The sequence below is a fragment of the Paenibacillus sp. FSL R7-0179 genome (genome assembly GCF_038002265.1).
Lineage (GTDB): Bacteria > Bacillota > Bacilli > Paenibacillales > Paenibacillaceae > Paenibacillus_AQ.
In genome coordinates, this window is sequence record NZ_JBBOCC010000001.1 from 2,778,117 (window position 1) to 2,790,471 (window position 12,355).

The 12,355-nt window shown below is 54.6% G+C and carries 8 protein-coding genes; 6 read left to right on the forward strand and 2 right to left on the reverse strand.

The window, feature by feature from the left end; genetic code table 11:
• Window positions 1-95 precede the first annotated feature (95 nt).
• The gene (locus MKX63_RS12370) at window positions 96-1,910 is read right to left on the reverse strand and encodes an alpha-glycosidase (RefSeq protein ID WP_341017380.1); all 1,815 of its coding nucleotides are present in this window, start codon (window positions 1,908-1,910) and stop codon (window positions 96-98) included.
• 112 nt (window positions 1,911-2,022) lie between these two features.
• Window positions 2,023-2,721 carry an SOS response-associated peptidase gene (locus MKX63_RS12375; RefSeq protein WP_341017381.1) on the reverse strand — a complete coding sequence of 233 codons (699 nt, stop codon included), beginning with the start codon at window positions 2,719-2,721 and terminating at the stop codon, window positions 2,023-2,025.
• 102 nt (window positions 2,722-2,823) lie between these two features.
• Between MKX63_RS12375 and MKX63_RS12380 the strand changes: the two genes are divergently transcribed.
• The 6 genes from MKX63_RS12380 (at window position 2,824) to MKX63_RS12405 (ending at window position 12,231) form a co-directional block, all read left to right on the forward strand.
• Window positions 2,824-3,294, forward strand: coding sequence for a DUF523 domain-containing protein (locus MKX63_RS12380; protein ID WP_341017383.1), 471 nt, complete (start codon window positions 2,824-2,826; stop codon window positions 3,292-3,294).
• A 131-nt stretch (window positions 3,295-3,425) separates the two neighbouring features.
• Complete coding sequence (locus tag MKX63_RS12385; RefSeq protein WP_341017385.1) at window positions 3,426-4,577, forward strand: cysteine desulfurase family protein; 1,152 nt, start codon at window positions 3,426-3,428, stop codon at window positions 4,575-4,577.
• 87 nt (window positions 4,578-4,664) lie between these two features.
• The gene (locus MKX63_RS12390; protein WP_341017387.1) at window positions 4,665-5,186 is read left to right on the forward strand and encodes a PRC-barrel domain-containing protein; all 522 of its coding nucleotides are present in this window, start codon (window positions 4,665-4,667) and stop codon (window positions 5,184-5,186) included.
• 14 nt (window positions 5,187-5,200) lie between these two features.
• Window positions 5,201-5,410, forward strand: coding sequence for a hypothetical protein (locus MKX63_RS12395; RefSeq protein WP_036690502.1), 210 nt, complete (start codon window positions 5,201-5,203; stop codon window positions 5,408-5,410).
• Window positions 5,411-6,071: 661 nt separating this feature from the next.
• A complete protein-coding gene (locus tag MKX63_RS12400; protein WP_341018523.1) occupies window positions 6,072-7,289 on the forward strand; it encodes an IS110 family transposase in 1,218 nt (405 codons plus the stop codon).
• A gap of 385 nt (window positions 7,290-7,674) precedes the next feature.
• The gene (locus MKX63_RS12405) at window positions 7,675-12,231 is read left to right on the forward strand and encodes a carbohydrate binding domain-containing protein (RefSeq protein ID WP_341017388.1); all 4,557 of its coding nucleotides are present in this window, start codon (window positions 7,675-7,677) and stop codon (window positions 12,229-12,231) included.
• Window positions 12,232-12,355 lie beyond the last annotated feature (124 nt).

The window sequence follows — 12,355 nt, forward strand, 5'->3', positions numbered from 1 at the left end:
CTTAAAGTGTAACAAACGGCTATAACTAAACAAGCCCCTTCCCGGGGCTTGTTCTTGTCTATATTATAGAGCTCTCAGTATAGTTCATTTAGTTCTCAGCCTTCGCCGCCAGCTTGTCCACTATACAAAATCCGGTATTCCAGCGGCTCCAGCGTCATACGGATAAGCTCCCCATCCTGCTCCACGGGCTCGCCGTTCAAGGCATCCAGCCAAGCTCCGCCGCTCAGTGATTGCGTAAGGGTCAGCGGCTTGTCAGAGCTGTTCATCCAGACCGTGAAGCGGGTGTGCTCATTCCAGCGTTCATACACCAGGCCCGGGCTGCCCGGATCACTCAGCAGGAAGCGGAACTGGCCGGTGCGCAGCACCTCGTGTTCGCGGCGCAGGGCAATGAGGCTCTGATAAAAGCGCAGCAGCTCCCGGTCCTGCCGGTCCTCCTCCCAGATCATGCATTTGCGGCAATCCGGGTCATCCCCGCCGGTAATTCCGATCTCATCTCCGTAGAAGATGCACGGCGTGCCGGTGAAGGTGAACAGGAAGGTGATCGCCAGCTTCAGCCGCTGCTTGTCCCCGCCGAGCCGGGTCAGCACTCTTGGGGTATCGTGGCTCGCCAGGAGATTGAACAGCACTTCGTTCGCCTGGCGCGGATAACGCATGAGCAGCCCGTAGATCTGCGCGGCGAAGGTGTCGGCATCCATGTCGTTGTCCGCGCCGAAGAACTTCAGCAGCCGGTCAGAGAAGGGATAGTTCATCACCGAATCGAACTGATCGCCCTGCAGCCAGCTGAGGGAGTCGCTCCACACCTCGCCGATGATGAACGCTTCCGGGTTAATCTCCTTGACCGCCTTGCGGAAATCCCGCCAGAACACATGGTCTACCTCATTAGCGACATCCAGCCGCCAGCCGTCGATGTGTACCTCCTTGAGCCAGAACTTGGTGATATCCAGCAGATAATCTCTGGCTTCCGGGTTGGCAGTGTTGAGCTTGGGCATTCCGCTGAAGAAGCCGAAGGTATCATAGTTGGCCTTGCCGTCCACCACCTGTACAGGATAATCATGGATATGGAACCAGCCTGCATATTTGGAGTCTGCTCCATGCTCCAGCACATCCTTGAACGGTGCGAACTCGGAGCTGGTATGATTGAAGACGGCATCGAGGACCACCTTAAGTCCTTTGGAATGGGCCAGGTCCACCAGCTGCTTGAGCTTATCGAGATCCCCGAAGCTGGCATCGACCGCTGCGTAGTCAACGGTATCATATTTATGGTTGCTGGGAGCCTGGAAGATCGGGGTCAGATACAGCGCCGTTACGCCAAGCTCCACCATATAATCCAGATGATCAATCATCCCCTGCAGGTCTCCGCCAAAATAGCTGTCATGGGTGGGCGTTTCGCCCCATTCGAGCGTTCCTTCGGGATCATTCGCCGGATCACCGTTAGCGAACCGGTCCGGCATGATCTGATAGAAGACCGCAGATTTCGCCCATTCGGGAACCTGGAGCAGGTCAACCTCATGGAGGTAAGGCATTTCATAATACCCTCCGGCAGGCTCGGGCAGCCCGTCTGTAAAGAAGCCGGATTCCAGCATCCATACCGTCTCCTGGCCGGATTCCAGCCGGAAGCCGTAGGAGAATCGTTTGAACTCGGGGAAGATTTCTGCTTCCCAGTAATCGAAGAAGCTGTCGGTAGCCACCTTGCGCATGCTCAGCTCCTGATGATGCTGCTTCCAGTCGTATTTGTCGCCGGTCAGTGCGAATACCCGGTCTACATTGTTTTTTTTGCTGCGGATTCTTAAGTGGAAGATGTCCTTGTTATAAGCATACGCCCATCTCCCCTGTGTTGAATGATAGAGACATTCCAGCTCGATGGAGGAGGCGGATGAGGGGGGGGACACTGATTGTCTGCTGAGAGTCATATGAATTTCCTCCTGGGATTCGTATAGTGGATGGATATTATGAGGTATGAGCCTTAGTTAATACCCTGGGACCAGAGGTTTCAAACAGCAGATATTACTTCCAGGGCCGTAGTCAAAATAGGGTCCCCTGCACCGGCTCCGGCCCGGCTCTGCGGATCAGCTCCGGGTAGTCACTCCTGACATCGCCCACGGCTGCGGAGACGGGATAGGCCAGCATTTGCTCCGCATCGTAAGGCCGCAGCAGCTTCATCAGGGCGGGAATATTCCGGTTGCTGCGCTCCAGCCACTGCGCCTCCCCGTCCGCATCCAGAATGACCGGCATCCGGTCATGGATGTCTTTCATGAGAGTGTTCGGGGCGGTGGTGATGATCGTGCAGGTGGAGATTCTGCCCCCGTCGGGGCCGGTCCAGATATCATACAGAGCAGCCATGGAGAACAGCTTACCGTCCCGCATCGTGATCCGCATCGGCTGCTTGCCGCCTTCCTGGACCTTCCAGTCATAGAAGCCGTCTGCGGGAATCACACAGCGCCGGGAGGCCACCAGTCCTTTGAACGAAGCCTTCTCCAGCAGAGTCTCACTGCGGGCATTGATTAGCTTGGCAGCATTCTTGTCCTCCTTGGACCAGGAAGGGAGCAGCCCCCAGCGAAGTTCTCCGAGCTTATTCTGTGTGCCGTCATGAATAACAGCGGCAATATGCTGCATCGGAGCCGCGTTATACCTCGGTGCATATTGGATGAGCGGATGCTCCCGGATGAAATACTTGGCGATCAGCTCCTCCAGCGTTACCGTGATCGTATATCTTCCGCACATATTGTCTATACCTCCCTGGATCGTTAATGGTTTACAGACCGGACAGCTTGTCTTAGCATTATATAAGATGAGACTGAGGATTGCGAAGGGGGAGGGCGGGCAATGATTATCGTAAGCTCCTGCCTGGCAGGAATGAAGGTCAGATATAATGGAACGGATTGTCTGGAACAGGGCATCCGGCAGTTGCTGGACAGCCGGCAGGCGGTTGCTGTATGTCCCGAGCTGCTTGGCGGCTTCTCTACCCCGCGAGAACCGGCAGAGATTATAGGCGGCAGCGGCAGAGATGTGCTGGAGGGACAGGCCCGGGTGGTTGACAGAACAGGGAAGGATGTAACCGCAATGTATATAGAGGGCGCGTATGCCGCGCTGGAGCAGGTACGGAGCTTAGCTGCCACGCTTGTTGTCCTTAAGGAGAATAGCCCTTCCTGCGGCAGCTCCAGGATTTATAACGGAGAATTTGCGGGCATGAAAATCCCCGGAGAAGGGGTGACCACAGCTCTCCTGCGGCTGCATGGTATTGAAGTGATCTCCGAGGAGCAGCTCGCGGCGCGGTTACCGGGAATAGAGGGCTGATCCGGGGCACTGACCATGGACAAATGTTACAATATTGTGTTTATTAACAGGTGGTAAAACAGGCAGTTCAGCAGTATAATCTAGTAGTCCTGTAAGAAAATCCTGAATTTCAAGAAGCGGAGAATTTCGTTATGAAACCCATCTATTTGGACCACGCCGCCTCAACACCGGTTCATCCGGAGGTGGCAGCGGTTATGTATGATATGCTGTTGAACGAGTACGGCAATGCGTCCAGTGTGCACCAGTTCGGACGGTCTGCCAAGAGAATTATTAATGGGGCGCGCGACAGAATCGCGGGCTTTTTGGGCTGTTCTCCTGAGGAGTGGGTCTTCACAAGCGGCGGCACGGAGAGTGATAATCTTGCGCTGTTCGGCGCAGCCTATGCTTCTGCTTCCAAGGGTAGACATATCATTACTACAGCGGTTGAGCATCATGCAGTGCTGCATACCTGTGCGGAGCTTGCGGGGCAGGGCTTCGAGGTCACCTATCTTCCTGTTGATTCTACCGGCCGTGTCTCTCTGGAGGATGTGGAATCGGCTCTGCGCGAGGATACAGTACTGATTAGCATAATGTATGTGAATAATGAAGTGGGAACTGTACAGCCTATAGAAGAGATTGGCAGATTGGCGGCCGAAAGGGGTGTGCTTGTGCATGTAGATGGTGTACAAGCTCTGGGAACACTGCCCCTGGTGCTCCGCGACCTGCCGGTCGACTATATGAGCTTCTCGGCCCACAAGATCGGAGGTCCGCAGGGAATTGGAGGCTTGTACGTCCGGCGGGGCGCGCCGCTTACGCCAATACAGCATGGCGGACTTCAGGAGCGCGGCCGGCGGGCGGGCACGGAGAGTCTGGCTCATACCGCCGGGTTCGCCAAAGCCGTTGAACTGGTTGTGCAAGGGCTGCCGGGTCATCATGAGCAGACACTGGAGCTACGCAGCACGCTGCTGAAGGAGCTGGACAAGCAGGTCGGAGCAGAGCGATATGTCGTCAACGGAAATGAACAGCATACGGTGCCTGGAATCCTGAATATCAGCTTTCCCGGAACCGGAACAGATGTGCTGCTGATGAACCTGGACATGGAACGGATTGCGGCGGCCAGCGGCTCAGCCTGTACATCAGGATCTCTGGAAATCTCGCATGTTCTCCGGGCAATGAAGCTTCCGGAAGAACTTTTGAACTCGGCGATTCGCTTTAGTACAGGTTTGGGTAATACTAATGAAGAAATGCAGGTTGTTGCCCAAAAAGTTGGAACCGTTTTGAGCCGGCTGCGTACTAGAGACTAGCGTCCGTGCATTCTGGCAGCCGCTTAAGAGGTACTCCGGCCCATGGGAACCCGTATGCAATACTAAGGTGAGGGGACTTGGGATACCATGAAGCTGCAAGATATGATTGGCCTCACTGTGTATGAAGTTGAAGAGGGTACTGAAGTCGGTGAAATAATCGATATCGGACTGGATTCAAACTGGAATATTACGGGTATTGAACTGGAGAGCAAATCTTTTTTCTCTAGTCATGTGAAAGTTGTGGCATGGGATAATATTGCCGCTTATGGCGAAGATGCTGTCATGATCCGCAATAAAGAGTCGATTGTTAAGGTCGACGCTGACCATATATCCTACACTTTCCTCTTGGGAAAGAACAAATTGAAGGACAGGCAGGTGCTTACAGCATCGGGAACGGTGCTTGGGCGAATATCGGATGTTTATTTTGACCAAAAGTTGGGAAACACAATAGTAGCGCTGGAAATCAGTGACGGGCTTGTAACTGATTTGATCGAAGGCCGCAAATGGCTGCCTTGTTCTGAAGAGATGACTATCGGAGAGGATTCTGTACTGGTTCCCGCGATGAGTGAAGAACGGCTCCAAAATGCCATTAATATTGTTAACGGATAGGTGGAATGTATTATATGAAGTGTCCAAACTGCAACTCCAAGGATATCGGCAAGATCGGCTCCCACCAGTTCTATTGCTGGGGCTGTTTCATCGAACTAACGGTCAACGGCGAGAAAATGTCGGTGTATCAGGTTGAAGAGGATGGCACGCTCAGCTCGCTTGACGATCTGTTCTCGGGTGAAGAGGTTGCACAGGATTTCCCGCAAATCCACGCTTCCTCCTGAGCATTGCCTGATTTATAATGTGACAACAGTTACATAGTTCCGCTATGCCCAAACACAGGGGTTGCTTGTTTAAGCTGCCCGGGTGTTTGGGCTTTTTTTAGGCTTTCTTCTGGTGCGGATAAAAAAGAACATATTCGGCAGGCTAACGGGCGTGTGGGCCGGATGTACGTAGAGAACCGAATACAATGGGCAGGTGCGGGGCGTGCGGGTCAAATGTAATCGAAAAACCGATTACATTTCGCCAAGCGAGGTCGTGCGGGCTGGATGTAATCGAAAAACCGATTAGATTTCGCCAAGTGAGGTCGTGCGGGCTGGATGTAATCGAAAAACCGACTAGATTTCGCCAAGCGAGGGCGTGCGAGCTGGATGTAATCGAAAAACAGGCATGACAAGACAGAGACCTTGTCACCCCCAGGAATGAAAATAAGTGGGTGGCATCCGTCGCATCCATTCTAAAAGAGGCTGTAGTCGTCAACACTACATATACAAATCAAAGGGCGGAAACGGTTACTGGGATACACCCCGTGCGAAAAACTGTTCTATTGCGCTTTTCGAGCATCGCCTATTGTAGCCCCCAAAAGTACGTGTATTAAATTACACTCACTCGAGCGCATGATTTGTAAGCTGACGATGGAGGATGATTGGAATGGATGCTGTACGTATGTGTTGCGCCGGTCTGGACGTGCACCAGGAAACCGTTGTGGCCTGCGTGTTGAAAGGACCGATCGAACAGAAACCCCAATGTCACCTGAAAACCTTTGGGACGACAACCAAAGAATTGCTAGGCCTGCAAGATTGGCTGAGTGAACAAGGCTGTCGGGAGGTGGTGATGGAGAGTACGGGCGTGTTATGGAAACCGGTATGGAACATCTTAGAGGGCAGTTGTGATCTGGTCTTGGCCAACGCCCAGCGGGTAAAGAATACGCCGGGTCGAAAAAGTGACATGCAAGATGCGCGCTGGTTAGCGCAATTGCACCGTTGCGGGCTCATTGAAGGCAGTATGGTGCCCGAACAAGACATCCGGGATTTGCGAGACTTGACCCGTTACCGGAGTAAGATGGTGCAGGCGGTGACGGCGGAGAAAAACCGCATTCACAAAATCCTGCAGGATGCCAACATTAAGCTAACCACCTTTATGTCCGATCTATATGGGGTTTCGGGACGGGGCCTGCTCCAGAAGATCATGGACGGCGAGGTCATCGACGAAGGGACCGTTAAAAACCTGGTCAAAACCCGTTTGAAAAAGAAAGTTCCGCAGTTGCTAGACGCGCTCAATGGCAAGTTGCGCCGTCATCACCGCGAGATGATTCGAGACCACTGGGACCACTTGGTCTATTTGGAGAAAAGGATCACGGAGCTGGAAGCTCGAATCGAGGCGAAGGCAGAACCGTACCTGGAGGTGATTGAACAAATTGACTCCATTCCAGGAATTGAGCGGACGTCTGCCGTGACCATCTTTGCCGAAGTGGGGCCGCATGTCGCGGAAATGTTCCCGAGTGATGCGCAGTTTGCATCATGGGCGGGGGTGTGTCCAGGGAACAACGAAAGCGCGGGAAAGCGAAGAAAGTCAAAAACGATGCAAGGGAACAAGCATCTGAAAGGGGCCTTGTGTCAGGCGGCTTGGGCGAACTCTCGCTCCTCGAACCGGATCGGCCAATTTTTTCGACGAATACGTAAGAGAAGAGGCGATAAAAAAGCAAACGTCGCCACCGCGCATTTGCTGATTCGAATCCTCCATGCCCTGATGCGGGAGAAGAGGTCATACCAAGAAATAGACGTCTCACTAGGCGATGAGACGTCCAAGAAAAACACGTTAGATAGGTACGTGAACTATATCCAGCAGTTAGGATATAGCGTGCAATTAAATCCTATCCAATAGTCTTCCCTTTTTCAAAAAAAACGAAACGTTTTTTTGGGGCGGTGGGTCTTTTTTTGTCAAAACCCGTTCTGCTGCGCATTTTCCGGTACTTTTATTTTCGTATTAAAAACCGATGAGATTTCGCCAAGCGAGGGCGTGCGGGCTGGATGTAATCGAAAAACCGACTACATTCGGGGCGGCGGAGATGTGTGGGCGGGATGTGGTCGAAAAACCGATTACATTGGACTCGCGCGAGCGGCGTTTACAGGAGCTCCGGACAAAGTTGCATCTTTGTTATACGGGATAAGGAATTGGTATGTCGTCTCCGGGATACGGACCCTATACTGAAATCGACTGGCACGAGACCAGAATTCAACAAGGTTCTATCACGAGGGGGAATGTTCAGATGTACCGCAAAGGAATATCCAAGCTTCTGATTGCCGGATTGCTGCTGTCAGGGATTCAGCTTCCGGGAACTACAGGAATAGTGCAGGCAGATAACGGGAAAGACGCAGACAGGCTGTCTGCAAGTACAGAACAGGCAGAGGCAGTCCGGGCGGCTGGGTTCGCCGATATGAAGCAGCACTGGGCTTCAGCCGCAGTGAACAGGCTGTCAGCCGCAGGAATTCTGCAGGGCGACGAGGCAGGACAATTCAGACCGGGACAAGCGGTCTCACGGGCAGAGATGGCCGCCATTATCAGCCGTGTGTTCCGTTACGCGGATTCAGGCAGCACTGTATTCAGTGATGTAAGCGCTTCTTCCTGGTATGGCAAGGATGTAAGCCGTGTGAATGCCGCAGGCGTTATTCAAGGCTACGCGGACGGCCGGTTCCAGCCGGGAGCGGCTGTCACCCGCCAGGAAGCTATAACCATGCTGAGCCGGGCATTCACACTGGAGGCGGGCTCCCCGGGTACGCTGGCTGCGCAGTCTGATGCGGCAGCGGTCAGCGGCTATGCCCGGGAAGCCGTGAGTGCGATGCTGGACGCCGGTTACCTGCGCGGCGATGCGGGCGGCAAGCTGAATCCGCAGGCGCAGATGACCCGGGCTGAGCTCGCCGAGCTGCTGAGCCGGATGGTCGGGTGGATCAGTTCCGGCGAGGGAAGCCAGAAGCTTGGCGCGGTGTCCGGCAATGTGATTGTTAACCGGGCGAATGTGCAGCTTGAAGACGGAACCGTGAGCGGCAATCTGTACGTCACAGCCGGAGCAGGAGAAGGGGAAGTTGGCTTCTCCGGCATCAAGGTGCAGGGAACGGCACATATCTCAGGAGGAGGCGCCCATTCCGTAGTATTCCGCCAATCCAATCTGGGACGGGTCAAGCTCAACAAGCTTACCGCCCTGGTACGAATGGTATTGGATGGCAGCACCGCAGCCCGGATCGAATTGCTTAAGCCGGCGAAGGTGGAGATCGGAGCGGGCTCGCGTGCAGAGACTGTGGTCATCGGCGCAGGCGCTGCCGGATCAGAGATCGTGAGCCAGGGGCAGATCGGCCAGCTTGAGAACCGGGCAGACCGTGTACTGCTGAACGGCCAGGCGCTTAAGCCCGGCGAGACGCTTCAGGACTTGTCCGGAACGGAAGCTACAGCGCAGGCAAGTGCCAAGGCAACCACTGCCCCAGTCCAAGCGGGCGGCGGAAGTGCAGGCGAGGCAACGCCTGAACCAACAGCCGCACCTACAGTAGCACCAACGCCAGAGCCTACGGCAGCGCCAACGGCTGCACCAACGGCTGCACCAACGCCGACTCCAACCCCGCCAACCCAGAACAATCCATGGGAGCTGGTCTGGAATGACGAATTCGACGGCCAGACCATTGATGAGACGAAATGGAATGTACAGGATACCGGCACGGTGTACAATAACGAGCTGGAATATTATCACCCGGACAATGCTTCACTTACAACAGAGAGCGGGCAGAGCGTACTGGAGCTGGAAGCCCGGAACCAGGCTTACGGCGGGAAGAAGTATACTTCAGCTAAGCTGACCTCCAAGATGAAGGGTGACTGGACCTACGGCAAATTCACCGTACGGGCCAAGCTGCCGGTTCAGCAGGGCATGTGGCCAGCCATCTGGATGATGCCAACCGATGATGAGACGCAGTATGGACCTTGGCCGGGAAGCGGCGAGATGGACATTATGGAATTGACGGGACCGGTCGCCGGCAAGGCAGGAGCAGATCTGTATCCAAGAACGGTCCATGGCTCGATTCACTATGACATTCCGCAAACTAGCCAGACCAAGACCTATGTATTGCCGGAAGGTCAGACCTTCGCTGATGATTATCACGATTTCACGCTGGAATGGCTTCCGGGCCTGATCCGGTATTATGTGGACGATAAAATGTATTTTGAGACGAGTGACTGGGGAACGATGGCCAAAGGCCAGCCGGATTACTTTACGTACCCGGCCCCGTTTGACCGTCCGTTCTATATGATTCTGAATCTGGCCGTGGGCGGCGACTGGCCGGGCGATCCGAAGGCTGACTTCAAGTCGGATAAAATGTATGTGGACTATGTACGGGTCTACAAATACAAGGACCTGGATCAATGGCCGGATGTAACAGGGAAGCGGCCGGTAGATCCGGGACTGTCGACCCCGCAGCGTCCTGCCCTGGCAGACGGGAATCAGATCTACAACGGGGACTTCAAGGGTACTGTAGCCACCCAGGGTCAGCCGGAATATTGGGAATTGATTGCGAATGAAGGCGGAAGCGGAACCGTCTCCGTCATTGAAGATCAGGATAAGGGCAAGGCGGTGAAGGTTGCTGTCCATGAGGCCGGAACCCAGAACTACTCCATTCAGCTTGCGCAGAAGCCGTTGCTGCTGGAGCGGGACAAGGCCTACAAGGTAACCTTCGATGCCAAAGCGGACGCAGCCCGGCCGCTGATGAGCAAGCTGACCGAATTCGGCGGCGGATGGACGGCGTATTCCGGAGAGCGTAATTTCCAGCTTACACCGGACTGGCAGCCGTATGAGTACAGCTTTACGATGACGAAGGCTTCAGACAATAATGCCCGCTTTGAGTTCAACCTGGGTCTGAACAACATATCTGCCTACTTCGCGAATGTAAGGGTGGTAGAGACAGAAGCGCCGCCGGTAGTACGCACCCCGCTTGCTGACGGTAACCTGATCTATAACGGAGGCTTCGATCTGGGAGAAGCACGGCTTGGATACTGGAGCTTTGCCGTTAAGCAGGGCTCGGAAGCAGCGGCGAAGGCCAGTGTAACCAATACACTTGCTCTGCCGATGATGAAGCGGGAGTTCCGGGCGGACGTGCAGCAGGCCGGAGGATCACCGGAGGATGTGACGCTGACCCAGGCAGGAATTCCTGTGTCCGCGGCAGGCGTCTACCAGCTTGCCTTCGATGCGAGATCGGCCGAGGCGCAGCCGCTTGGCATTAAACTGGCAGGCAGCGGCGGACAGACGGTCTATCCTGACGGAACCACCTTCACTCTGACACCGGAGTGGAAGAGCTATACAGCAGAAATTGAGCTGTCCGGCGGGTCCGGCACGGAAGCTGCGTTATCATTCCTTCTGGGCGCGGCTGCGGGACAGACCGAGATTGACAATGTGCGTCTGGTACGGATGACCGATCCGCCAGTGCTCGATAACTACCTGCATCTGCGTGGTGACCAGTTCTGGAGAGCCTCGGGAACCGGCCTGATTCCAAGCGGTGAAGGCGGCAAGGATATCACGGATATGGAGAAGGGCGACTATGTGGAATACAAGGTGGTACTGCCTCAGGCAGGAAGCATTGTTCCGGTAACCCGCGTATCCAGTGTGCGCGCCGATTCGGAGCTTACGCTGTCAGTGCTGGATGCCGGCAAGCAGAATGTAGTGACGGAATCTGTCTACAGCACGGCAGTTGGCGATACCGGAGGCCTTCAGTCCTACCGGGCGATCATTGGAGCCCCGCTTACGCTGCCTGCGGGAAGCTATTACATCCGTCTTGGCGGCAGCGGCTACAATCTGGCCTGGCTGGATCTGTCCCGCGAGCTGGTGGTGAACGGCAGCTTCAAGGATGCTTCCACCGACAACTGGACGCTGTTCAAGAAGGACTGGGAACCGGATGATCCCGGGAAGAGCACTGTAATGAAGGCTGTGTATGGAGAACTGCAGGTTAGCCTCGGCGGAACTGGAACGGAGGCTTGGCATGCACAGGTGAAGCAAGCGGGCATTCCGGTCGAGCAGGGCAAGAAATATCTGCTGCGCTTCGATGCGGATGCTTCGTTGGCCCGGGATATTAGAGCGCTGGTTCAGCGTGACGGGACTGAGGATGGCAACTGGACTCCTTATCTGGAACAGGAGCTGAGACTCAGCCCGGACGGCGGGCATTATGAATACCTGTTCACCGCGAAGGCCACTGATCCTGCAGCCGTGCTTCAGTTCAGTCTGGGCAAGATTACCGAAGAGCTCGGAGCGCATACGGTCAACCTGAGCAATATCTCCTTGCTTCAGGTAAGCCCGGTGCTGGACGGTGAGGCTTACGGGGAGAATCTGATTCCAAACGGCGATTTCTCGGCGCCGCTTAAGGGCTGGAGCAGCTACTCCTCCGACAACGGAGAGTTATCCATTGACAATGTGGATGGAGCGCTGCAGATCAAGGTGGGCTCCACCGGAACGAACACCTGGGACCGGCAGGTCTTTTATGAGGGAGTCGCTTACAACGAAGGCAATCATTATACACTTACCTTCAAGGCCAAGGCCTCGGCTGAACGCAAAATGAATATCAGCATCGGCTGGCTGGATGTAGCGGACAATTACAAATGGCACGGATATACGAGCAAAATTGTTGATCTGAACAGCGAATATCAGGAATATACCGTAGAATTCGATGTTGCCGGAGGCAGCACCTCCATCGGCCGCATTTCCTTCGAGCTGGGAGATATCAAGGATGGCGGCACCGGGCATCTGATTGTGAACGTGGATGATATCGTGCTCACGAATAACGGAACAGCAGCACCTTAAGCACCTTGAACATGCTTTGGATTTTGTTATTCAGGCTTACGATTTGGTATTTAGACTGGACACAGACACTTCTATAATTATTACATGGAGGACGGGCAACCGTTCTCCATGCTTGTTCAGAACT

Bases quoted from the DNA above. Each gene is read 5' to 3' on its own strand.
- MKX63_RS12395 (WP_036690502.1), top strand. From the start codon at position 5,201: ATGAAGTGTCCAAACTGCAACTCCAAGGATATCGGCAAGATCGGCTCC.
- MKX63_RS12370 (WP_341017380.1), bottom strand. From the start codon at position 1,910: ATGACTCTCAGCAGACAATCAGTGTCCCCCCCCTCATCCGCCTCCTCC.
- MKX63_RS12400 (WP_341018523.1), top strand. From the start codon at position 6,072: ATGTGTTGCGCCGGTCTGGACGTGCACCAGGAAACCGTTGTGGCCTGC.
- MKX63_RS12385 (WP_341017385.1), top strand. From the start codon at position 3,426: ATGAAACCCATCTATTTGGACCACGCCGCCTCAACACCGGTTCATCCG.
- MKX63_RS12405 (WP_341017388.1), top strand. From the start codon at position 7,675: ATGTACCGCAAAGGAATATCCAAGCTTCTGATTGCCGGATTGCTGCTG.
- MKX63_RS12375 (WP_341017381.1), bottom strand. From the start codon at position 2,721: ATGTGCGGAAGATATACGATCACGGTAACGCTGGAGGAGCTGATCGCC.
- MKX63_RS12380 (WP_341017383.1), top strand. From the start codon at position 2,824: ATGATTATCGTAAGCTCCTGCCTGGCAGGAATGAAGGTCAGATATAAT.
- MKX63_RS12390 (WP_341017387.1), top strand. From the start codon at position 4,665: ATGAAGCTGCAAGATATGATTGGCCTCACTGTGTATGAAGTTGAAGAG.